Annotated in this window: 24 protein-coding genes and 1 other annotated feature; all 24 genes read right to left on the bottom strand. The window is 41.5% G+C overall.

What is annotated here, in order from left to right:
- Window positions 1-3 precede the first annotated feature (3 nt).
- Window positions 4-921 carry an RluA family pseudouridine synthase gene (locus SB775_RS00780; protein ID WP_410860259.1) on the bottom strand — a complete coding sequence of 306 codons (918 nt, stop codon included), beginning with the start codon at window positions 919-921 and terminating at the stop codon, window positions 4-6.
- The gene (gene lspA / locus SB775_RS00775) at window positions 914-1,384 is read right to left on the bottom strand and encodes a signal peptidase II (protein ID WP_061462344.1); all 471 of its coding nucleotides are present in this window, start codon (window positions 1,382-1,384) and stop codon (window positions 914-916) included. Before lspA ends, SB775_RS00780 begins: the two co-directional genes overlap by 8 nt.
- A 222-nt stretch (window positions 1,385-1,606) precedes the next feature.
- Complete coding sequence (gene ileS / locus SB775_RS00770; RefSeq protein WP_089362417.1) at window positions 1,607-4,375, bottom strand: isoleucine--tRNA ligase; 2,769 nt, start codon at window positions 4,373-4,375, stop codon at window positions 1,607-1,609.
- 87 nt (window positions 4,376-4,462) lie between these two features.
- Window positions 4,463-4,705 (bottom strand) — a binding site (T-box leader).
- A 63-nt stretch (window positions 4,706-4,768) separates the two neighbouring features.
- Window positions 4,769-5,284 (bottom strand): DivIVA domain-containing protein, encoded by a 516-nt coding sequence (locus tag SB775_RS00765; RefSeq protein ID WP_061462342.1) that lies wholly within the window; start codon window positions 5,282-5,284, stop codon window positions 4,769-4,771.
- A gap of 85 nt (window positions 5,285-5,369) precedes the next feature.
- Window positions 5,370-6,143: a YlmH family RNA-binding protein gene (locus SB775_RS00760; protein ID WP_410860257.1), complete on the bottom strand. Its 774-nt coding sequence runs from the start codon at window positions 6,141-6,143 to the stop codon at window positions 5,370-5,372.
- A 136-nt stretch (window positions 6,144-6,279) separates the two neighbouring features.
- On the bottom strand, window positions 6,280-6,546 hold the full coding sequence (locus SB775_RS00755) for a YggT family protein (protein ID WP_034313862.1): 267 nt from the start codon (window positions 6,544-6,546) through the stop codon (window positions 6,280-6,282).
- Between the two features lie 6 nt (window positions 6,547-6,552).
- Complete coding sequence (locus SB775_RS00750) at window positions 6,553-7,017, bottom strand: cell division protein SepF (protein ID WP_410860256.1); 465 nt, start codon at window positions 7,015-7,017, stop codon at window positions 6,553-6,555.
- A 21-nt stretch (window positions 7,018-7,038) separates the two neighbouring features.
- Window positions 7,039-7,710 carry a YggS family pyridoxal phosphate-dependent enzyme gene (locus tag SB775_RS00745; protein WP_410860255.1) on the bottom strand — a complete coding sequence of 224 codons (672 nt, stop codon included), beginning with the start codon at window positions 7,708-7,710 and terminating at the stop codon, window positions 7,039-7,041.
- A 2-nt stretch (window positions 7,711-7,712) separates the two neighbouring features.
- Window positions 7,713-8,540 carry a peptidoglycan editing factor PgeF gene (pgeF, locus tag SB775_RS00740; protein WP_410860254.1) on the bottom strand — a complete coding sequence of 276 codons (828 nt, stop codon included), beginning with the start codon at window positions 8,538-8,540 and terminating at the stop codon, window positions 7,713-7,715.
- Window positions 8,541-8,595: 55 nt separating this feature from the next.
- The gene (locus tag SB775_RS00735) at window positions 8,596-8,865 is read right to left on the bottom strand and encodes a YlmC/YmxH family sporulation protein (RefSeq protein ID WP_061462337.1); all 270 of its coding nucleotides are present in this window, start codon (window positions 8,863-8,865) and stop codon (window positions 8,596-8,598) included.
- A gap of 231 nt (window positions 8,866-9,096) precedes the next feature.
- Entirely contained in the window at window positions 9,097-9,876 is a 780-nt protein-coding gene (gene sigG, locus SB775_RS00730; protein WP_061462336.1) for an RNA polymerase sporulation sigma factor SigG, read from the bottom strand.
- 150 nt (window positions 9,877-10,026) lie between these two features.
- Window positions 10,027-10,746, bottom strand: coding sequence for an RNA polymerase sporulation sigma factor SigE (sigE, locus tag SB775_RS00725; protein ID WP_053345247.1), 720 nt, complete (start codon window positions 10,744-10,746; stop codon window positions 10,027-10,029).
- A 59-nt stretch (window positions 10,747-10,805) separates the two neighbouring features.
- On the bottom strand, window positions 10,806-11,732 hold the full coding sequence (gene spoIIGA / locus SB775_RS00720; protein WP_089362416.1) for a sigma-E processing peptidase SpoIIGA: 927 nt from the start codon (window positions 11,730-11,732) through the stop codon (window positions 10,806-10,808).
- 520 nt (window positions 11,733-12,252) lie between these two features.
- The gene (gene ftsZ, locus SB775_RS00715; protein WP_061462334.1) at window positions 12,253-13,410 is read right to left on the bottom strand and encodes a cell division protein FtsZ; all 1,158 of its coding nucleotides are present in this window, start codon (window positions 13,408-13,410) and stop codon (window positions 12,253-12,255) included.
- Window positions 13,411-13,454: 44 nt separating this feature from the next.
- Window positions 13,455-14,753: a cell division protein FtsA gene (ftsA, locus tag SB775_RS00710; RefSeq protein WP_061462333.1), complete on the bottom strand. Its 1,299-nt coding sequence runs from the start codon at window positions 14,751-14,753 to the stop codon at window positions 13,455-13,457.
- Between the two features lie 261 nt (window positions 14,754-15,014).
- Window positions 15,015-15,380, bottom strand: coding sequence for a small basic family protein (locus SB775_RS00705; protein ID WP_076366662.1), 366 nt, complete (start codon window positions 15,378-15,380; stop codon window positions 15,015-15,017).
- On the bottom strand, window positions 15,380-16,090 hold the full coding sequence (locus SB775_RS00700) for a DUF881 domain-containing protein (RefSeq protein WP_061462331.1): 711 nt from the start codon (window positions 16,088-16,090) through the stop codon (window positions 15,380-15,382). Before SB775_RS00700 ends, SB775_RS00705 begins: the two co-directional genes overlap by 1 nt.
- A 42-nt stretch (window positions 16,091-16,132) precedes the next feature.
- Complete coding sequence (locus tag SB775_RS00695) at window positions 16,133-16,825, bottom strand: DUF881 domain-containing protein (RefSeq protein WP_410860251.1); 693 nt, start codon at window positions 16,823-16,825, stop codon at window positions 16,133-16,135.
- Window positions 16,812-17,594, bottom strand: coding sequence for a cell division protein FtsQ/DivIB (locus SB775_RS00690; protein ID WP_061462329.1), 783 nt, complete (start codon window positions 17,592-17,594; stop codon window positions 16,812-16,814). The genes SB775_RS00695 and SB775_RS00690 overlap by 14 nt, the downstream gene beginning before the upstream one ends.
- A 137-nt stretch (window positions 17,595-17,731) precedes the next feature.
- Window positions 17,732-18,640, bottom strand: a complete 909-nt coding sequence (gene murB / locus SB775_RS00685; RefSeq protein WP_410860250.1) for a UDP-N-acetylmuramate dehydrogenase — start codon at window positions 18,638-18,640, stop codon at window positions 17,732-17,734.
- 359 nt (window positions 18,641-18,999) lie between these two features.
- Window positions 19,000-20,106 carry a stage V sporulation protein E gene (gene spoVE / locus SB775_RS00680; RefSeq protein ID WP_061462327.1) on the bottom strand — a complete coding sequence of 369 codons (1,107 nt, stop codon included), beginning with the start codon at window positions 20,104-20,106 and terminating at the stop codon, window positions 19,000-19,002.
- Window positions 20,107-20,262: 156 nt separating this feature from the next.
- A complete protein-coding gene (gene murD, locus SB775_RS00675; protein WP_410860249.1) occupies window positions 20,263-21,615 on the bottom strand; it encodes a UDP-N-acetylmuramoyl-L-alanine--D-glutamate ligase in 1,353 nt (450 codons plus the stop codon).
- Complete coding sequence (gene mraY / locus SB775_RS00670; protein WP_061462325.1) at window positions 21,616-22,593, bottom strand: phospho-N-acetylmuramoyl-pentapeptide-transferase; 978 nt, start codon at window positions 22,591-22,593, stop codon at window positions 21,616-21,618.
- A gap of 89 nt (window positions 22,594-22,682) precedes the next feature.
- Entirely contained in the window at window positions 22,683-24,155 is a 1,473-nt protein-coding gene (locus tag SB775_RS00665) for a UDP-N-acetylmuramoyl-L-alanyl-D-glutamate--2,6-diaminopimelate ligase (RefSeq protein WP_410860248.1), read from the bottom strand.

The following is a 24,155-nucleotide window of genomic DNA, read 5'->3' as shown; positions in this document are numbered from 1 at the left end:
TTGTCAATCCTTACTTCTACGCAATTGATTAATTAGATTTTCAAACTCTTCCGGAATCGGAGCTTCGAACTCCATATACTCATTTGTACGTGGATGAATGAAACCCAGAAGACCGGCGTGCAATGCTTGTCCATCTAATTTCAGGGTCTTTTTCGGACCATATTTCGGATCTCCGGCAAGTGGGAACCCAATGTATTTCATGTGAACACGGATTTGATGCGTCCTGCCTGTTTCAAGCTGGCATTCCACCAAAGTGAAGTCTTTGAAACGTTCAATGACCCGGAAATGTGTAACAGCATTTTTGGAATTTGAATCTGTGACAGTCATGCTTTGGCGATCCTTTTTATCCCGGCCAATCGGTGCATCAATTGTTCCGAAGTCATGAGGGATCACTCCATGAACTACAGCTTGATACTTACGGGTAACCGTTTTGTCAACAAGCTGCTGCACAAGTTTTTCATGTGCCATATCATTTTTTGCAACCATCAATAGACCTGATGTATCTTTGTCGATTCGATGGACGATTCCAGGTCGCATCACACCGTTGATTCCAGAAAGATCGTTGCAGTGAGCCATCAAGCCATTTACAAGCGTGCCTGATACATGTCCAGGTGCTGGGTGGACGACCATACCGCTCGGTTTATTAACCACGAGTACATCAGCATCTTCATAATAGATATCCAAATTCATTTCCTCTGCTACTGCATCCAATTCCTCAAGTTCAGGAATCGTCACTTCAATCGTATCGCCAGGAACCGCTTTGTAATTCGTCTTTATAGCCGAGCCATTTACTAAAACATGGTCATCTTTAATCCATTGCTGGACCTGAGTACGTGACCATTCCTCATTCAAAGTGGAAAGAGCCTTATCAATCCTAACTCCTTTTAGTGTTTCATCGATGCTGTATAACCTTTTATCCATTATCTTTCTCCTTAGCTTTTTTTTCTTCTAAAAACATATGAATCACGAGCAATCCGACACCAATTGAAAGCGAAGCATCAGCAACATTAAATACCGGGAAACTGTAGCTGAAAATATAGGTATGAACGAAATCCACTACTTCCTGACGAGCAACACGATCGATGAAATTACCAATCGCACCGCCTAGCATGAGAGCAAGTGCAACTCCAAGCAAACGGCTTTCCTTCGCCATCTTCTGAATATAATAGACAAGTCCAATAATGACAGCGATGGTGATGATGTAGAAAAACCACATTTGACCTTGTAGAATTCCCCATGCTGCCCCACGATTACGATGCGAGGTGATATATAGAAGGTTTTCAATAATTTCAATGCTTTCTCCGTACTCCATTTTTTGCACAATCATCCATTTTGTCAGCTGATCGAAAGCTATGACCAAAAGGGCTATTAAATAATAAAACACACTTTTTCCCCCAAACTAATCAAATCTTCACTTTTGAATTGTAGCATAAACTAGAAATAATAACTAATACGAAAAACAGAAGTCTGTTTTTTATAGTACGGATAATATTGGATAATGAAGAAAAAGTCAACATTCCCTAATGTAGGATGCTTACAGCCCTTTCTGTTCTCTTTCCCACAAAAAAGCCGGTCCCTTAATAAGGGACCGGCCTTCCTATTGGAATTATTGATTCACATAATGCTTCTTCACGACTGTTGCACAACGTGGGCAAAGTGTTGGATGTTCTTCCACTTGACCTACTTCTTTCGAAACATTCCAGCAACGTTCACACGTTTCACCTTCTGCTTTTGTAACAAGGATCGCTATATCCTCTAGTTTAACCGCTTCTGCCGGGGCATTTGCAACATTGCCAGCGATTTCAAATTCGGAAACGATGAATAACTGTTCAAAGCTTTCCTTAATGCTATCGAGCAAATTCTTCGTTTCTTCATTAACATATACCATCACTTTTGCGTTCAGCGATTTTCCGATGACTTTTTGGTTCCGGGCTTCTTCTAATGCTTTCAGTACATTATCACGGACATTCATGAACGCCGTCCATTTTTCTTCAATGATTTCAGCATCATCGATGGAAATTTCCTTAGGCATCAATGTCAACTGTACACTTTCTTCCGTCACTCCCGGAATGAAAGCCCATACTTCATCAGCTGTATGAGAGAGGATTGGTGACACCAATTTCGTTAAGCTGACCAATGATTCGTAAAGAACCGTTTGAATGGCCAAACGCTCTTTTCCATTTGGTGCTTCACAATAAAGAATGTCTTTCGCATAATCAAGGTAGAACGAACTTAAATCCTGTGTGCAGAAATTATTGACCATATTATAAATTGTGGCAAACTCATAATTTTCATAACTTAGCTTCGATTGTGTGATCAGCTTATTCAATTTAACTAGCATGTAACGGTCGACTTCAGGTAATTCTTGGACTGCCACTTTATCGGTTTCTGGATTGAATCCATCCAAGTTCCCTAACAAGAAGCGGAATGTATTACGGATTTTCCGGTACACTTCAGAAACTTGTTTTAAAATAGGATCGGAAACCCTGACATCCGATTGGTAATCCACCGAAGCAACCCAAAGGCGTAAAATATCTGCACCAAGTTGGTTCATGACCTTAGATGGCAGGACGACGTTCCCAATCGACTTACTCATTTTACGACCTTCGCCATCCAATGCGAACCCGTGGCTCAGCACGCCTTTATATGGCGCTTTGCCTGTGACCGCAACACCTGTTGAAAGTGATGAGTTAAACCAGCCGCGGTATTGATCGGAACCTTCTAAATAAAGATCAGCAGGCCGCTGCAGGTCATCTCTTTCTTCAAGTACTGCCTGATGAGAAGAACCGGAGTCGAACCATACATCCATGATATCCGTTTCTTTTGTAAAGATACCATTCGGGCTGCCTTCATGTGTATAGCCTTCAGGCAGAAGATCTTTCGCTTCACGCTCAAACCAGATGTTTGAACCGTGTTCGCGGAATAGGTTTGAAATATGGTTGATGGTTTCATCCGTAATGATCGGCTCGCCATTTTCTGCATAAATGACTGGAATTGGCACGCCCCATGCACGTTGACGGGAAATACACCAATCCCCGCGGTCACGGACCATATTGAATAGGCGCGTTTCACCCCAAGCGGGTACCCATTTTGTTTCTTCAATTGCTTCCAGAAGTTCACTGCGGAAGTCTTTGATTGAGGCGAACCATTGTGCCGTTGCACGGAAGATCGTTGGTTTCTTCGTCCGCCAGTCATGTGGATAAGAGTGTGTAATGAACGTCAAGTTCAATAACGCGCCTGCTTCTGTTAATTTTTCAGTAATTGGTTTATTCGCTTGATCATAAAATAATCCAGCAAATTCTCCTGCCTCTTCCGTCATGACCCCTTTTTCATCTACAGGACAAAGTACGTCCAAGCCGTATTTTTGCCCAATGATAAAGTCATCTTCACCATGTCCAGGTGCAGTATGAACACAACCCGTACCAGCTTCAGTTGTTACGTGCTCACCCAACATCACTAAAGATTCGCGGTCATAAAGAGGATGTTTGGCAACAGCGCGGTCCAACTCGCTCCCTTTTACTGTTTTCAAGATAGACGGGTTATCCCAGCCTAAAGTTTCTGTAACCGATTCAAGTAGCGCTTCGGCAATTAAGAATTTTTCATTTTCGACAGCCACTACTACGTAATTTAATTGCGGATGCAATGAGATACCAAGGTTAGCCGGGATCGTCCAAGGAGTTGTTGTCCAGATGATGATCTTTACGCCTTCTTCGATTACACCTTTGCCATCTGTGACTTCAAAAGCAACATAGATCGATGCAGAACGTTTGTCTTGATACTCAATTTCAGCTTCGGCAAGGGCCGATTCACTTGATGGAGACCAGTAAACAGGTTTTTTCCCTTTATAAATATAGCCTTTTTTCGCCATTTCACCGAAGACCTTGATTTGCTGTGCTTCATATTCAGGCTTTAATGTGATATAAGGATTATCCCAATCACCACGGACCCCAATTCTCTTAAACTGCTCACGTTGATTGTTAATCTGAACATAAGCATATTCTTCACAAAGCTTTCTGAATTCGGCAACGCTCATTTCTTTCCGTTTCACGCCTTTTTTTGTCAATGCCGTTTCGATTGGAAGCCCATGCGTATCCCAGCCAGGTACATACGGTGCTTGAAAACCGCTCATCGATTTAAATCGGACAATGAAATCCTTTAAAACCTTATTCATTGCATGGCCCATATGGATATCGCCGTTAGCATATGGTGGTCCATCATGCAAAATGAATAAAGGCCGTCCTTCCGTTTGTTCTTGCACTTTTTTATAAATGTTCATTTCATTCCATTTTTCTTGGATTTCCGGCTCACGTTTCGGTAAATTCCCCCGCATTGGAAATTCAGTTTTAGGCATCAATAAGGTATCTTTGTATTCCATTATAAAATCCTCCATCCATCTTTATAAAAATTCATTCGAACCGATGACTTGATATCCGGCCAAAATAAAAAGCCCTCTCATCCCTAAAAAAGGGACGAGAAAGCTTTGCTTCCCGCGGTACCACCCTGGTTAGAAAGATTCACAAAGTGAATCCAACCTCTCGAGCATTCGTAACGTGAATGAAACGCTTCATTTACTTTCTGCAAAAGCAGGTTCAACTCAGAACTCAAGGGTGATCTTCAATATCTTCGCTTATTCCGGGCTTTCACCATCCCCGGTTCGCTAAAAATAAGTGTGTGAAGAATTTACTTTCCCTGTCATCGTCTAATGTCATAATGAATAGTATTGTTAAAAAATTATATGCGAAAAAAGTGTTCAAAGTCAAGGAATCGTTTAAATTTCCTCTTCCACTTTCTCATTTAATTCTATTTCAGTCGCATCTACTTCATAATCCAGCAGGTGGTCCCAATCGTCATTGTCCAGCAAATCCAGCTGCGCTCCGACAAGCATTTTAAAACGTGTCCGGAATACTTTGGATTGCTTTTTCAAATCTTCGATATCCATCGCTATTTTCCTTGCTTTCACAAGTGACTCATTGACGATCCGGTCCGCATTTTTCTCTGCTTCCTTTATGATCAGTTTCGCTTCTTTTTGGGCATTGCGCCTTAATTCTTCCGCTGCCTCTTGTGCGACAATAATCGACTTATTAAGTGTACCCTCGATTGTCGTAAAATGTCCCAAACGATCATAAGTCTCGTTCAGCTTATCCTCAAGTTCTTTCTTCTCTCTCAAAATCAATTCATAATCCTTAATGACCTGATCGAGAAATTCATTTACTTCATCTTCATCATACCCTCGAAATACTTTGTTAAATTCCTTGTTATGTATATCTATCGGGGTTAAGGGCATTACGGCACCTCCAGAACGGTTTCTACTCTAGTATGTTAAAACTCTATATTCGACAATAAATGTATGAATCCTGCTTGATATTGAATTATTTTTGTCTGCCTAACGAGATTCTCCACTTATCCTTCTTGGTTTTCCCATCAATTGAAGCTATTTTACATCTGCCAAAACCTCTGATTGAAAGTGTATCACCCTCACGGCATTCTTCCGAGACGTTTTCCGTTTGCTTGAAATTAACCTTTACTTTTCCTGATGTTATCAAGGCCTGGGTTTTTTGACGGGATATATTCAGGACGGACGATAGCACACTGTCAAGCCTAAGGGAACTGACTGTGGTGACTTGCTCATCCCATTTTTCATTAACTTGGATGATATTCTCGATTGGAAGCCTTTTGATCGAAACGGAAGCGCTACCTATTTTCTCCAGGTTTCCTGTGAGGTATAAATCCATCTCTCCGGCAGCGATAAATTGAATATGCTCCTCCGTCACTATTATATCACCAAATTTTTCACGTTTTACCCCTAGTGACATCAAGGTTCCAAGTATTTGCCTATGTTCAAGCGTAACAAACTTTTTTGGATAGGAGATATCGTATAAGGAGATATTGAAATCCGATGGTTCAGGAGAGTAATAATCAGGGTAAATGAGCACACGCTTTCGCTCTACGAAATCGCTCCCGCCATTAAATTGCAGTTTTGCATCCGGATCATTCCCTAATAAGGAAGTAAGGATTTCCTGCTGGCGCGGATCAAGAAAATCAGATAGTTTCGGAGCGTAGGAATTCTTGACCTGATCGATCCAATTCATTGCCTGATCAATAAAATCTTTTTCCTCCGGCCTGAAATGCTGATAAATACTCATGATTGAATAAATGCTCCTTAGTTATCAAATTAATGGTCGATCATAAGGAATTGATTAAATTGTACTTCGTTGCTACTACACAGGCGGAAATTTTCCGACTGTGTAGTAATATGCATGTTAGGTTAATTGTTGTTGATCATCCTATTAAAGTCTGTAGGTAATAGATTCCATAACCGCTGGCAAAGTTAAGCACCAGCAGGGCCACAAGCGGTGAAAGATCAATCATGCCAAGTGGCGGTATGAACTTTCTGAACGGTTCTAAATACGGTTCGCAAATCTTTTCCAGGAATTGACCAATCGATGTCTCCCTTGCGTTGGGGAACCATGACATCAATATGTAAACGATTAATGCCATTGAATAAATTTCAATTAAATAATATAAACCTTGAAGCACTAAACCCATTAACCATTACCACCTCGCTTCTTCGTACTCCTCATCGGCGGCGAAGCCGGTAATATTACCGGAAACATCGACGTTGTCCGGGGTACATAAGAATATATCTGTTCCGATTTTTTGGATGTCCCCGCTGATTGCATAGACAGTCCCACTTAGAAAATCGATGATTCGCTTTCCTTGATCATGCTGGATTCGTTGAAGGTTCACAACTACTGCACGTCTATTTTTTAAATGGTCAGCTACCTCCTGGGCTTCTGCATAAGCTCGAGGCTCCAATAATACTACTTTAGAAGATTTCTGTACGCTTTGCAAACTTACGATATTCTGATTGGTATTATTCCCTGCAGAAGCGGGCTGCTGTTGTTTAGCTGACTTCACGGCTTTAGGTTCATCCTCCTCTTCTTCCAACTCTTCATCCTTGTACTCATACTCATCATCCAGCGCGAAATAAGATTTAAATTTTGATACGAACGACATCTATAGCGTACCTCCTTAAAATTATTCGCCTACAAGTGCAGTACCAATCCTAATCATTGTAGCGCCTTCCTCAATGGCAATCATAAAATCATTGGACATCCCCATGGACAATTCAGTGCAGGGAGCATGCTTCAAACCGGCATTTTGTATTTCCACCTGGATGCCCTTTAGTTTCCGGAAGCACTCCCGCAAAACCTGTTGATCATCAGTCAATGGAGCCATCGTCATCAATCCTGCAACATTCACCTTATCAAAATGAGATAACCCTTTTATGAAATCCATTGTCGCTTCAGGATTCAAGCCATGTTTTGATTCTTCACCTGAAACGTTCACCTGCACTAAACAGTTTATCGGCTCATTTGCGCGTTTTTGAATTTCTTCTGCCAAAGAAATGCGATCCAATGAATGGATATACGCAATTTTATCGATGACATTTTTTACTTTGCGTGTTTGCATGGAGCCAATATAATGCCAGTTGGGCTTGTCCTTCAGCACTTCATATTTATTCAATAGCCCTTCGTCACGGTTTTCACCCAAATCGCTTATTCCCGCTTCCAATGCTTCCTTTGCTCTCTCGACCGAAACATATTTTGTCACTGCGATTAACTTTATACCTTCACGGTCCCTGCCACTATTTTCACATGCTATATTTATTTTTTCTTCGATGTTTTTTAAATTGTCCACTACTTTCACTGTTACCCTAAATCCTCCTTCCAACCGATAAAACTCATCAATCTACCTGTCTTTCCGTTATCGCGGCGATGTGAAAAAAACAATTCATGATCACAGCTTGTACAGTATGATGAAACGTCGATCTGACTTTTTGGAATTCCTGATTTTTGAAGAATCAATGCATTAAGTTGCTTAAGATCCAATCGATATTGTCCTTCACTGATTAAATTATAGGGCTTTTCGTCATTATCTACCAGCAAATTCTGCACTAAATCGATGACTTTAGCATCAACTACATAGCACTTAGAACAAATCGACGGCCCAATAACAGCAAATATCTCCGTTGCCTTTATACCCTCATTTAGCCATGCCTCAACCATTTTTCGTGCAATTCCATTAACGGTACCCTTCCAGCCGGCATGTGCCACCCCAATCAAACCATGTGCCGGAGCAAGAAAGTATAAAGGCACACAGTCCGCATAGCAAAGAGTCAATAAAACATTTTGATCCTTCGTATAGAATCCGTCAGTTGCCTTAAAGGCTGAATCATAATCCATTGAACCCCTCCCGCCATCGCGTTCGGTAACATGATGGATTTTCGTTTCATGCGTCTGCTCGGCCCCTACCCATTCATTAAGCGGAAACAACAGCTTATCGGCTAAAATCCTGCGGTTTCCCTGGACATCTTCAAGCTTATCCTTGACATGAAAACCGGTATTCAATGCTTGGAAATCCCCTGAACTGACTCCCCCATTCTTTGTGGTGAAGCCCGCTACGAGCTGGAGATTTTGTTGTCTCCAGCTGTCAATGAGCATATATTGGTCTTTTATTAAAACAAATGGCTCTTTCATCCTTTAACCTCTTTATTTTTTAGTCTAGTGTATCATATATTTGCGCCATGTACCTTTAAAACCGTTCATCTTTCAGCTCAGCTTGAAATACTGTCTGATGTTCAACAAGAATGACATCCGCACCTATTTTTTTTATTTTGCGCCATGGGATTACTATATCCTGTTCCCTGCCGAAGAAGCCCATTAGCCTTGTTCCATTTGAAACGATGATGGCCTCTATTTTCCCTGTGGACGTATTGATTTCAAGATCTGACATATTACCTAGTTTCTTTCCATCCGCTATATTGACGATATCCTTAATTTGAAATTCGGAAATCCTGGTCACATCACTCAGCTCCTCAAAATTTCATCATAGATGTTGGTCCTATTCCTATGTATATGACATGATTCACTCAAGGATGAAGAATACGATAAATAAACGTCCATTCATTTCATGACTTACCTTCTGAAAGGGGTTTTTCACAAAATAAAAAAGCCGCTATGGAAAAGTTACTGATAAGCGGGTAATCGGCATTTGCCCTACCCGCTTCAGCTAACTTTTTCTCATGTCCAGCTTCTACTGTTGGATATTTTTATTCATTTGCTTGATTGCCGCTTTTTCCAATCGGGATACCTGCGCTTGTGAAATGCCAATTTCCTCGGCTACCTCCATTTGCGTCTTCCCTTGGAAGAAACGTTTGCGAAGGATCATTTTTTCCCGGTCATTCAACCGTCTCATTCCTTCATTTATAGCTATCTCATCAATCCAGGTACTATCTTTATTTTTTTCATCACTCAGTTGGTCGAGTACATAAATCGGATCCCCGCCATCATTATAAATCGGTTCAAAAAGGGAAACTGGATCTTGTATAGCATCTAATGCAAAAACAATTTCTTCATGAGGTACTTCCAACACCTTGGCGATTTCTTCAGCTGTCGGCTCACGAAGGGTCTGGCTTATGAGCTTTTCTTTTACCTGTAAAGCTTTGTAAGCGATGTCTCTCAAAGAACGGGATACCCGAATAGGATTATTGTCACGAAGATATCTTCTGATTTCTCCAATAATCATCGGTACAGCATACGTTGAAAACTTAACATTTTGACCTAGGTCAAAGTTATCTATCGACTTCATCAACCCTATACAGCCTACCTGAAATAGATCATCTACATACTCTCCCCGATTGTTGAAGCGTTGAATGACGCTTAGAACGAGTCGAAGATTCCCGTTTACCAGTTTCTCTCTTGCTGAAATATCGCCATTTTGAAGTTCTTTGAAGAGTTTTCTCATTTCTTCATTCTTTAAAACCGGTAATTTTGATGTATCCACACCGCAGATTTCAACCTTATTACGAGACAAAATTATTCCCTCCTCACAGGAGCGCTGTACAAAAAACAGTATTTCCGCGGGAGGAAAAAATATGCACATGGCTAGAACTGAAAATCACCATTATTTTTCATTATGGCTGCCAAAGTATTGATTTAATTGGCGTTTATCCACTTTATTTTTTTACACCATTTTATTAAATTCTTTTCGAAGCCTCTTAATAATCCTTTTTTCCAAACGTGAAATGTAAGATTGGGAAATCCCCAGCATATCGGCAACATCCTTTTGGGTTTTTTCTTCTCCGCCTGCAAGTCCAAACCGGAGTTCCATTATCTGTTTTTCACGCTCGGATAACTGCGTAAGTGCTTTCGTCAACAGCTTGCGGTCAACGTTTGCCTCGAGGTCTTTCGTGATAATGTCATCGTCAGTCCCAAGAACATCGGATAACAGAAGTTCATTTCCATCCCAATCAATATTCAGGGGTTCATCAAAAGAAACTTCAGAACGGATTTTATTATTTCTTCGTAAATACATTAATATTTCATTCTCGATGCATCTCGAAGCATATGTAGCGAGTTTAATTTTCTTTTCAGGATTGAATGTATTCACAGCTTTGATCAAACCTATGGTACCAATGCTAATTAAATCTTCAATATTGATGCCCGTATTTTCAAATTTCCTGGCAATATAAACAACCAGCCTTAAATTCCGTTCAATTAAGATCGATCGTGCAGCTTCATCGCCCTTGGGTAATTTATTGATCAGAATTGCCTCTTCTTCCTTTGAAAGGGGCGGTGGCAGTGCCTCACTCCCTCCTATATAAAATATTTCGTCCGTTTTCAATCCGAGCTTGAACAATAGTTTGTACCAAAAATAAGTGAGCCGAAGAATGAATTTCTTCAAAATAATTCTCCCTTCTAATAAACGGATTATGGGTCTAAATTTAGAGTGAATCAAAAAGTTCAGGAGGCATTTTGCACCGGTATCCCGGTTAACATTTTCGGATGAACGATAGATTGATAGCTATTGTCGGGAGAGAGTTGCTGAAAGGTAAACGATACGAGACCCTGCTTAACATGATATTCTTTTTCTCCTTTTAAGATTTTAATGTAATCCGGTTTGATTGCGGTTAACAGCTGGTGTTCATGACCAACGACTTTAAAAGGGATGACACGCATTCTACCAGTCCATGAATACTCGGGCTGTACTTCCTGGCTAATCAGGTTATCAGGGTTTTTAAAGAGCTCTAGCATATCGTCTGGAATTCCCGCTTCCCCGCCTGAAAGTGAAATGATCATGACTGGGGAACGTGTAATCGGATCATATAATTGATTGCCGCTATCCACCAATCCATGAAACGTACCTTCAAAGTCAGAAATTTTAACCGAGACCGAAACCATTTGTTCATGCGAAAGCTTTGTCATCTCCATCCCTTCAAGTGTCCTCTTGGAAAATTGCCAAGCGAGCGGGAAGCCAATCATTACAAATATCCAGCTGACAGGGTCACCGAAACGATTGATTCCTGCATATTGGCCAGGGTCCTTGGAAACGATTTGAAATTCAAATAGGTAGTGAAGTCCAAGAAGGATTCCTCCCGATAAAAACGTCACAAAATATAAGGTGGCCACCGATTTCATAAAAAGTTTTAACCTATTAAACCCAAAGGTTGCCAGCACCATGACCAGGGATACTAAAATCTTCATGTACACTCGGTCGGCAATTGCATAAAAAGGAGTGAATGCCAATACGATAATGAGGGAGCCTATCAGCCCGCCGATGCATACCCGCCAAAGAGCTACCCTTCGTTTGAGGATGATGGCGGTCCAATATAAAAGGAGGCAGTCAAATAACCAATTCAATAACCAGATCACATCTAAATATAAGGTCAAATACCTACCCTCCTTTTATGAGCTAACCTTCCACTAGCAAAAAGTATAGCGTACCTGCCCTAAGAAAGTGTGTCACTTTTTGTACTGAAAACTTAAGAGTTTTTCAGTCATTTTTACCCTTTTTGTAGAAAAACAGCTATTGATATTTTCAATACTGTCTTAGAGTCTATCCTGCTCCCTTTTACTTCTGTCGATTTATGTTTTAAAAGTTTAATAATTTCTCGATGCTCTTTTCTTTTTTCATTTACGTATGAAAAGTGAACGAAAGCTTAACGAAAAGAGGGTACTTACCCCAGATACTCCATCATGCAGCGGAAACAGGTCTTCCACCGCATAGGGACATTTAGACATCAATCAAGGATGCTATTATTAAGATTTCAGCTAGCCTTGGAATCGAGTGACACCACTGGATAAAAGTCCCATTATTCCAAAGTCCTTGGAATCGAGTGCTTTTTTTAGGCATGCATCTTTTAAACGGCAAAAAACCGTCCCCAAATGGGAACGGCATATGACGTCGATATTAACGACGTCTATTACGGTTACGGAGGAAGGTTGGAATGTCCAAAGCCTCTTCACCTTGATTAGCATTACGTGCAGGCTGTTCATTGACTTCTTCTCTCTTCACTTCACGCTTCACGTTTGACTGTGGCGTTTGTTGTGCCTGAGGTCTTGATTGCTGCTGTTGTCCGAGTGTGGGACGTCCAGTAGGCCTTATTGAAGCTTCAACCTCGTTAAAGCCTGTGGCAATCACTGTAACGACGATTTCATCTTTAAGGTTTTCATTGATAACCGAACCAAAAATCATGTTTACGTCTTGATCGGATGCAGTAGCCACGATATCGGCCGCTTCCTGGACTTCAAAAAGACTTAGGTTCGTTCCACCTGTTATATTCATCAGTACGCCTTGGGCACCATCAATCGATGTTTCAAGCAGCGGGCTGGAGATGGCTTTTTTTGCCGCCTCTGCTGCACGGTTTTCCCCGGAGGAAATCCCGATTCCCATAAGAGCGGAACCTTTGTTGGACATGATGGTCTTAACATCGGCAAAGTCCAAGTTAATAAGACCTGGAACTGCAATTAAATCTGAAATCCCTTGTACCCCTTGACGTAGAACATTATCGGCTTCACGGAACGCTTCAAGCATTGGCGTGCTTTTATCGACGATTTCAAGAAGACGGTCGTTCGGAATGACGATTAGTGTGTCAACCGATTCCTTCATGGATGAAATGCCGCCTTGAGCCTGTGTTGCACGTTTTCGGCCTTCGAAAGTAAATGGACGAGTAACAACACCCACTGTAAGAGCCCCTAAATCTTTAGCAATGCCAGCGATGACAGGAGCCGCTCCCGTTCCAGTACCGCCGCCCATTCCAGCAGTTACGAATACCATATCGGCACCTTTAAGCGCTTCTTCAATCTGCTCTTTGCTTTCTTCTGCAGCTTTTTTTCCTACTTCCGGATTGGCGCCTGCACCTAGACCGCGTGTAAGCTTCCCACCGATTTGCATTTTAATTTCTGCTTTTGATAGATTAAGTGCCTGTGCGTCTGTATTGACAGAAATAAACTCGACACCCTGTACACCATGCTCGATCATTCTGTTTACCGCATTGTTTCCGCCGCCGCCAACACCTATTACTTTTATCGTTGCTAATTGTTCTAAATTAGAATCAAACTCCAACATGACAATCCTCCTATTTTGACGAAATTCCCGATTCTTAATGATTGTTATTCAAAAAAGTAACCCAGGATTTTTTTGAATTTAGATTCACCTTTTTCACCTTGGTTTTTAGCCGTGTTCTCTTTGCTTTTCTGAGAAACCTTTTGGCTGCGCTGGTCATTATCTTCTTGTGCTTGTCCAGCTGCTACAGGAGTTTTATTAGCGGTGTTTTTTTGCATTCTCTCTTTCTTGCATGCGTGTTTAATCAGACCAACAGCTGTCGTATAATGTGGTTCCCTAACACCGATGTAGTTCGGTTCAGCTGTCCTGACGCGGTTTTGGAACACATATTGAGCAAGCTCCAGGACTCCCGGCATCTTAACTACGCCCCCGGTCAACACAAAACCACCCGGAATATCCTGGAATCCAAGTCTTCTCAAGTCATCTTGAATCAACTCGAATATTTCGGTCACACGCGCTTCAATGATATCCGAAAGCATTAACTGGTTGCAGGGCTGCTGCTGGTCGCTACCGATGATCGGTATTTGGAATACTTCATCTTCAGACGCGTCATCATAAAAGGCATGTCCATGCTTTACTTTTATTTTCTCAGCTTCTTCCATCGTTGTCCTTAGAACGATGGAAAGATCCTTCGTAAGTGTTTCCCCGCCTATCGGTATCACAGACGTATATTGTAAATAGCCTTGTTCGAAAATTGCAAGAGTCGTGGAACCTCCCCCAATATCGACAAGTGCCACACCAAGTTCTTTCTCATCCTTGGATAAAACAAGGGAACCTGCTGCTAAGGGCTGAAGAGCGATATCGGTTATTTCTAACCCTGCCCTTTCCACACAACGCAGCGTATTATGTAAAATTGTCCGAAGACCTGTGATCAAAATCCCTCTCATTTCCAACCGAACACCTATCATGCCCCTTGGATCACTGATTTCATCAAGTTCATCAACTTTGTAATGAATCGGCACCACGTCGATAATTTCCCTGTCGGACGGTATCGTTATTAACTCCGCCGCTTCCCTGACACGGAAAACGTCATGCTCAGTAATTTCTTTATTGTCACTGGATACCGCTACTACCCCATGACAAGGCTGAAGCGTCACGTGATTTCCACTTATACCGACGATTACCTTTGTTATCTCCATCCCAATCATCCGTTCTGCTTGTTCGACAGCCTTTTGAATGGATTGGACGGTTTCATCTATACCGACGATTGAACCCTTTTTGAGCCCTTCTGATTTAACATTTCCAACGCCGATTATATTTAATGTGTCATTGACCATTTCCCCAATGATAACTTTTACACTGGATGTACCGATGTCAAGACTTACGTATATTTCGTTGCTGTTCATTCCATGGCACCTCCTTCAGGTTTTACATGTATTAGTAGAATAACATTTTTATATCTAATAGACTTATTCATTATAAAATAACAGAACTGATTACAACAACTCGCTAATTCATTATGCGGTTCATTTATCATTTCCCAAACAAACTCGTAGATTCTTCTGTTTTCAAGTGCTTATTGTTCGCTTCTCAACATAACTGATATCATTTCTAAACTAGATACTGCCATAAACTATTCGTCATTTACAACTTAATTCCCTTTAAAATTATAGATTTTTTTTCTGCTTTTTCCGGGAAATGGACCATTTTTCAATTAGTATCCTTCTAATCAGGGCGATATTTTGAAAGAGCCTTACGCCGAACACAAAGATTGCGGCTAAATACAAGTCTACACCAAGATGTACACCTAGAAAAGCCAAACCTGCGGCCAAAATAATATTAAAGAAGAATCCTGTTACAAATACAACTTCATCATAAAGGTTTTGCAGATGAGCCCTTATGCCTCCAAATAAGGTATCAAAAGCAGCAAGCACGGCAATGGAGAGATAATTTGAATATTCATGGGGGATATCGAAATCCACCAAAAAACCAAGGGTGATTCCAATCAAGAGTCCAAAAACTGGCAACCACATTACGATTCCCCCCCATCCATAATGGGTTCCATATGTTCTACATTAATAGCATTTTGGTAGGCCGGCAATGTCAACTCACCTGAAGGTGCCTTAATCAGCACTTCAAAATTATCTATAAAGAAATCATCCATAAGTTCCGATCCTTCAATACGCTGCTTCAATTTCGTTGGATTAACGGTAATTGCCTTTATTTCGACCGGGTAATCAACTAGAGGGTATCCGTCTATTTTCGGCTGCCCATTTATATCACGAATAACCGATGTTGAAATATACCTTTGTCCTGAAATGGAAATTTCGTCAGCGCCAAACCTATACATTTCATTTATGAGCCGAATGATCAATACAGGTGAAATATACTCGATCCTCTTACCAAGAAGGATTTCTTCTTTTATAGGCTGTATAGACACGATTACCCCTTTACCTTTTATTTCGGTCAAACCTGCATCAGTCTTTAATTCGGTCAGGGTGTCACGTAATACTTCCTCTTTACTCTCATTTTTCTTTGTTTCATAGGATGCAATTTTCCCCTCAAGCTTACTGATACCCTCTATTAATTCCGCCTGGGTCTGCTGTTCTTTCAATAAATCATTTTTCAGCTCCCACATATCCCTTGTATCGGAAACGACAGGGTGATTCACCAAATTGAATTGAATTGCGAGCATGAAGCCAGCAATCAACGTAACTAAACTAAAAGAAAGCTTTTTTTTCATTTCCAGTTTCTCACCAATCTTTCATCGAATCCGGCGATCTAATCACCCTCCAATAATTGGATCAAAAATGATATTCTTTTGCTTTTCCACTGTAAAGATAATATTCTCATTAACCAGCTGTTCCTTTATGCCACCGGGTAAGTCCAGTGAAGCACCCAGGACATCAGGGTCCCCAATCGCAGAAATGATAAATGGAGCTGGATGCTGATGGCCATCAATTGTGATCACAGGCCCATTACATACTATGTAAGAATCATGATTTAACCTTTGACCGTTAATCGCAACAGCCTCTGCACCTGATATGTATAGTTCATTGACGACCTTGAAGACATGCTGTTCATGAACCAGGTAGTTATTAACATTGGCCTCTGAGTCCATATCTGTACCATCTTCAAGAGTCACCTGAAGGCCTGTGCCTTTCACTTTCACTTTTCCAAGAAACATCCGGTATTTTTCCGTATCCTTGGCCAAATTGTAAAATAACTGCTTTTCCTGCGCTAGGTCTTTTTCAATTTTGGATACATTTTCTTGCTTTTGAAGGAGTTCATTCTGAAGATCCCTGTTCTGTTTCTCTTGTTCGATCAGTTGCTGCCTTAGCTCATATTCCTGATCCCAGGCTTTATCCTTCACTACTCCTTTACCATCTTTGGTCAGATTGTAAGAGAAGGCAATCATAAATCCGAGAACAACGCAAACTAGGGGTAAGACCACCCGTTTGCCATTAATTTTCCTCATTGGTGCCTTCCTTTTGTTCAGCGTCTTCATATGCTTTAAAATAAGAACCCACTTCCAGATCAATGACTCCCTTTACCTTTGGATCCAACTGGCTGACAATCGATGGGTAGTGGATCATTTTCTCGTATAAAGTCCGGCTTGTCGCACTTACTTCAAACCCATCGTTCATAAACATGACGATATGGTAGTCATCGGTTTTGGTTGGAGCATAATGAATTTCAGATATGGCATTCTGAATCTCGACAGGAAGCTTGTCCAGCTCTTCTAAAAGCAACTTTAATGCTTTACCCTCTTTGAAACCAATTAAAACCGGGGCAAATACTGGAATTTCGCCTGTTGCTAATTCCTCCAAAACCGACCCGTTTTCCAAAATTGGAGCAAACTTACCATTATTGGACAGATATGCCATCCTATTATGTTCCGAAACCGTGATTTTAATGGAATTAGGAAATACAGGTGTTACCTGAACGCTTTTTATTTCCTTATTTTTTTTGATATTAGCGGCGGCGGTCCCTGTATCAACCTTCCAGATGCTTTGATCCTTCTTCACCTTACTCAATTTAATGATCTGCTTGGAAGTAAAATAACGATTCCCCTCTACCTGCACGGATTTCACGTAGCTCAACGGGGATAAGAAATACAGCACACAAGCAACCAGAATGAAGAAAAGGGAAAGCAAAAGAACAAGTCGCCTGTTTGCTTTGCTTTTTCTTAATTGTTTTAATTTCGGGATGCGGTCCTCAATGGAAACGATTTTTCCCTTTTCCATCCCATTCACCTCTTCCTGAAAAAATGGATGGTTTATGACACAGTACGATTCAAGACAAACTTAAAATTTGTTTTTAATAAACTTTAAAAGGTATCACATTATAACACAATATTTGGATATAAAGAATAAATCCTCTGTTATTTCCGGCCGATAATTTCCACTTCTGTTTCCATTTCAATTTCAAATTTATCATACACAGTATCCTTCACATGCTGTATCAAGGCTTGAACATCCGCAGCACTTCCAGTACCTGTGTTAACGATAAAGTTTCCGTGCATCGGTGAAATCTGCGCTCCGCCAATCGAGTGTCCCTTCAGGCCGGCATTTTCCACCAATTTACCTGCATGATGTGGAAGAGGATTCCTGAATATGCTACCGGCACATGGCAGATTATACGGCTGGGTTTCTTTTCGATAATTCTTGTTATTCTGCATTCTTTCAACGATTTCGGTTTTATTGCCCTCTGTCAATTGAAAAATGGCCTCCAGTACGATTCCAGGTCGTTTCTTTTGAAGTAGAGAGGTTCGATATGAAAACTCCATTTCTTCCTTCGAAAGCCAAGCTAGGGTTCCATCTTCAAAAAGGACATGCGCCTTCTTGAGGATTACACTCATATCGGAACCGTGCGCACCAGCGTTCATATAGACAGCTCCGCCGACCGAACCAGGGATCCCACTGGCAAATTCCAATCCTGCATATCCTTTTTTACTGATTTGAACGGAAAGGCTGACAAGTGACACCCCAGCTCCCGCTTTAATCTCGCAGCCATTCAACTCGAAATGATCAAGTCCTTTATCCAATTTAAGTACGGCACCTTCAATTCCGCCATCACTTACAAGTAAGTTCGAGCCCCTGCCAATCGCCCTCCATGGTATCCCATGTTCTTTGATGACCTGCATCGTTTTTTCTATATTATCAATGGATGATGGCACGATGAATAAATCAGCCGGCCCCCCAATTTTCATAGTTGTATGATTCGCAAGCGGTTCTCGTTCAAGAACTTTGCCGATTTTCATTTCAGTTAATTGCTTTATCACTTTATCCATGATAAACCTCCTTGTTGTTCCAAAAATTCCAAGTTATGATTTCCATTTCCTCTTACATGAGGTCATTTATTTTACAAGATTGATAATACCTTTTAAACAGAAAAATGAGCAGAAGCAAGCCCCAGTACGGCCTAACCCTCTTATACTATAGTCTAAACAAAGCAGTATTGCCAATATTTATTATGGATTCCCCCACATTCATACATGGTAATATTTAAGCGGCATTTCATTTATTTCTAATTTCCGGCAAAGTATCCTCCAAAATCAGTTTCCTGCAAGGGTTTTCATCGTAAGAATAAAAAAAGGAAAACCCTGCGTTTAACAGGGCTTCCCTTTGCCAACCATATATTTTCCTGATGTCAAAACCTTGAATAACGGCTAATATTCAGGAGCACTCCGATCGCCATCAACATAAGTGTCAAAGATGAACCGCCATAACTTAAAAGAGGTAAGGTGATACCCGTAACTGGCATCAATCCCGTTACTACCCCTATATTAATCATCACTTGAATGGCGACCATTGCAATGATTCCCACCGCTACAAGGCTCCCATATAAATCTGGGGCACCAAGTGCGATCCGAATGCCCCGCCAAAGCATTAGTGCAAATAACAATATGACCAGAGAGCCTCCGATGAAGCCAAGTTCCTCGGAAAGAATGGCAAAAATGAAATCGGTCTGCGGTTCTGGTAAATAGAAAAACTTTTGGCGGCTTTGCCCCAGTCCCAGTCCGAACAATCCACCGGGCCCGATTGCATAAAACGATTGAATCATTTGAAAGCCACTGCCCAAAGGGTCTTCCCAAGGATCCAGAAAAGATGTGATCCTTTTTATCCTGTACGGCGCTGACAAAATCAGACCGATAAAACCTACTACCCCTATTAGCCCCAAGCCGACAAAATGGCTGATTTTTGCCCCGGAAATAAAAATCATAACGATGCATGTTCCTACCATTACCGTTCCCGTTCCAAGGTCGGGCTGTAACATGATCAATCCAAATGCCAAAAACACTAAACCCAAGGATGGAAGCATCCCTTTTTTAAAAGAGGTGATCAGCTTTTGCCGTTCGGATAAAAACTTAGCCAAAAAAGCGATCATGGCCAGCTTCATGAACTCAGATGGCTGTACCGAAAAGGCACCTACACCAATCCAGCTCCTCGATCCATTTCTCGCCATCCCTATACCTGGTACAAGCACCGCCAATAACATAATAAAACATATGATGATGAGAATCTTGGCCCAAGTCCGCCACGTCCAATAATCCACATTCATGATGAAAAACATGGCTATGACACCAACGCAGGCAAACAGCAACTGCCTTTTAGCAAAATAAAACGAATCATCAAATTTATATGTTGCCCAAATGGCACTAGCACTGTAAACCATGATTAATCCAACGGTCAAAAGACTTAAGGTGACGATAATGAGAATAAGATCGGGATTCGATTTTTTTAATGGCACGGACATCCACCTCGAGGAAGTTTTTCGAGCCTGTACGAATATAAACATCAATGCTGATTGCTTGTCAGCACTTTAGTCAAAAAAAAAGCGATAACGGCTCATTATCGCTTTTTTCCAAGGTGTCAACGTAGAAGCAGGTTCACTTCTCTTCTGCGAAAGCTCTTACTTAAGTTTATGCACGGCCTCCATAAACATGTCTCCTCTTTGCTCAAAAGTTTTATATTGATCCCAGCTTGCACAAGCAGGGGAGAGAAGAATGCAGTCGCCTTCATTTGATAATTCAAATGCAGCCGGCACGGCCTTTTCTACATTATCGACACGTTTTATATTCGCTATTCCTATTTCTTTGGCTACCCGCTCAATTTTTTCTGCAGTTTCGCCAAAAGTTATCACGGCTTTGACATTTTTCATAGCCGGTTTTAACTCATCGAATTCATTTCCGCGATCCAACCCGCCTGCCAATAGGATGACAGGTTCCGTAAAGGATGTTAACGCTTTGGATGCAGCTAGGATGTTCGTCGCTTTCGAATCATTATAAAACTTACGGTTTTCGATCGTCGCTACATACTGCAGACGGTGCTCCACACCAAAAAATGTTTTCAGGACAGTCTGAATGGCTTCGTTAGCGACACCCTTCAGTTTGGCCGCCGAGATGGCTGCAAGCACATTTTCCAAATTATGTTTTCCAGGAAGGGCTATCTCTGAAACATCAATGACTTTTTCTCCTCGGAAATAAACGGCACCTTCTTCCACATATGCGCCATTCTCATGTTTCACTTCAGTTGAAAAAGGAACAAGTTCAGCCTTGGTCTTTTTCGCCATGGATAAAACGGCATCTTGATCTGCATTAAAAATCATGAAATCTGAGCCTATTTGATTTTTCGTAATCGCAGCTTTTGCTTCTGCATATTCCTGTTTGGAGCTATGATAATCCAAATGCGCATCATATAGATTAGTCAAGATCGAGATTTCTGGACGAAACTCCTCTATCCCCATTAACTGGAATGATGATAATTCAATGACGATCGAGTCATCGGATTTTGCTTTTTCAGCAACACCAGAAGCAACTGTACCGATATTTCCAGCAATAAGCGGGGATTTTTCACCGATTTTCAACATTTCGAATACCAATGTTGTCGTAGTCGTTTTTCCATTTGTACCAGTGATGCCTATGAAAGGGGCCTCACTGATCTGATAGGCCAGTTCAACTTCCGTGATAACTGGAATCCCTTTTTCCAATGCCCCTTTTACAATAGGATTCCGATAGGGGATTCCCGGGTTTTTCACGATCAACTCGAAACCTTCATCAAGTAGCTCGATCGGATGACTTCCGCAGATGACTTTGATTCCCTGTTCAAGAAGTCCTTGGGCTTCAGGATTTTCCGATAATGGCTTCATGTCATTAACCGTCACGAAAGCACCTAATTTATGTAGAAGCGAAGCTGCCATCACTCCGCTTTTTGCCAATCCTAATACCAATATCTTTTTCTCTGAATACTTTGCAGTCTCTTTCAATTATATCCACACCTCTAAATAGATTCCGAGTACCGCACACAGCAGCCCCACTGTCCAGAAAGTCACGACGACACGCCATTCCGACCAGCCAGAAAGCTCATAATGGTGGTGAAGCGGACTCATTTTAAAAATACGTTTACCAGTCGTTTTAAAAGATCCTACCTGTAAGATGACAGAGAGGGTCTCAATGACGAAGACTCCGCCAATGATTACCAGGAGGATTTCAAGCTTGGTTAACAGGGCGATGGTAGCGATGGCTCCTCCAAGTGCCAAGGAACCTGTATCCCCCATGAATACCTTTGCAGGATGGGCATTGAATACCAAAAATCCTAGTACTGCACCGACAACCGCAACAGAAAATATGGCGACATCATATTGTGACTGACTCCAGGCCAAAATGGCAAAAGCACCAAAAGCAATGGCTGATGTGCCTGAGACAAGTCCATCAAGCCCATCCGTCAAATTGACGGCATTCGAAAAACCTACCAGCCAGAAAATAACGATGAAGAGATAAAACCAGCCAAAATCAACAGCATAGTCTGTACCTGGAATCGTCAATTCAGGATTAAAACGGTCTGTCTGCTTAAAGACGAAGTAAAAGATGACCGAAATCACAATTTGTCCAAGCAGTTTTTGCTTTGAAGTCAGTCCTAGATTACGTTTCATCACCACTTTGATGAAATCGTCCAAGAAACCTAATAAACCAAATCCTAAAGTAACGAATAATAATAAATAAGTTTCTGTTGATGGTTCCGAAAATTTAAAAGTCATGACAAGTGTAGCGATAGTAACAGATAGTAATATGACCAAACCGCCCATGGTGGGTGTTCCCGTTTTCTTCAGATGCGATTGTGGGCCTTCTTCCCTGATACTTTGCCCGAATTTCAATCTTCGTAAAAACGGGATGAAAACCGGCGAAAGAAGAACGGTTACTAAAAACGCCACCAAAATCGTATAAAAAATTACTTGTTCCAACATTCCTTACTCCCTCATTCCTAACACAATTCAAAATAAAATTCTGCTTGTTGTCATTTCTTGTTTGTTGACGGGACAAATTCACCGCTGGTTCATACTGAACCCAAACGACTTTGAATCGCCTTTTCTGCCTCTTCACGGTCATCGAAGTGAAGCACCTCGTCACCGACCAATTGATATGTTTCATGACCTTTTCCAGCAATTAAAATAACGTCTCCCTCTTCCGCCTTGGCAACTGCATAATTAATCGCCTGCTTGCGGTCTTCGATAACCGTATATTCTTTGCCTGCTACACCAGCTTCCATATCCCGCAGGATTTGGGCAGCATCTTCACTGCGTGGATTATCCGAGGTGAAAATCGGGTCAGTCGCCAACCTGCATGCAATTTCGGCCATGATAGGACGCTTTGTCTTGTCTCGGTCCCCGCCGCAGCCCACTATCACAAAAATTTTCTTTTCAGCAAACTCACCAACAGTCTTTAGGACATTCTCTAAACTGTCCGGTGTATGGGCATAGTCAACTATGACCGGGAAGGACTGATTTGCTGTAATAAGCTCAAAACGGCCTGCAACACCTTTTATATCCTCAATTGATCTAATGGTCTCATCTAGATCGTTACCCGCGCACAGAGCGGCTGAGATGGCTGAGAGAACATTATAAACACTGAATTCACCAATTAGCTTCAGCTGAATGAAACGCTCCTCTTTGCCCGCTGTCAAGGTGAATGATGTGCCATTTGCATCAATTTTTATGTCCTTGGCCCTGATATCCGCTTCTTTGTCTATCCCGTATGTAACGACTGTAGCAGCGGTCACTTTAATGAAATCAGCTGTTGCCTCATCATCAACATTAAGAACAGCATATTTTGGACGGTTTTCTATGTAGGCATTGCCGAGCTGGGAGAAAAATAATGATTTTGCCTGCCTGTATCTGTCCATGGTTTTATGGAAATCCAAATGATCCTGTGTGAGATTCGTAAAAACGGCAATATCATAATCACAGCCATGGACGCGACCAAGCTCAAGTGCATGCGAAGAAACTTCCATAATGGCCGTGGAAACAGACGCTTCGGCCATTTCATGAAAAGCCTTCTGCAGTGTAACGCTATCTGGCGTCGTATTCTTAGTTTCGTATACCGTATCGGCAACTTTTGTATACATCGTGCCAATCAATCCTGTTTTTTCATTTCGATCCTCGAAAATCTTTTCCAATAAGTGACTGGTGGTCGTTTTTCCATTCGTACCTGTAATTCCAATCAAGCGCATCTTTTGCGTAGGATGGCCATAAAATGCATCGGCAAGCATTGCCATCGCCCTGCTTGAATCCCTGACAACGATCACGGGAACATCGAGGTCAAGCTGCCTTTCTGCAATGACTGCTGCAGCTCCATGTTCTACAGCAGATTGGGCAAAATCATGACCATCGACTGTATAACCTTTTATACAAACAAATAAACTTCCGTCTATGACTTTACGGTTATCATTTTCAATGGAGGTGATTTCAGGATTTTCTCCTTCATACGTAAATAAGGAGTGTAAATAAGATAGTAATTTGTGAAGCTTCAT

It is taken from the genome of Peribacillus sp. SIMBA_075, from assembly GCF_046534585.1.
Note: the sequence above shows the minus strand (reverse complement) of the source record. Positions and strands in the feature narration are given on the sequence as shown.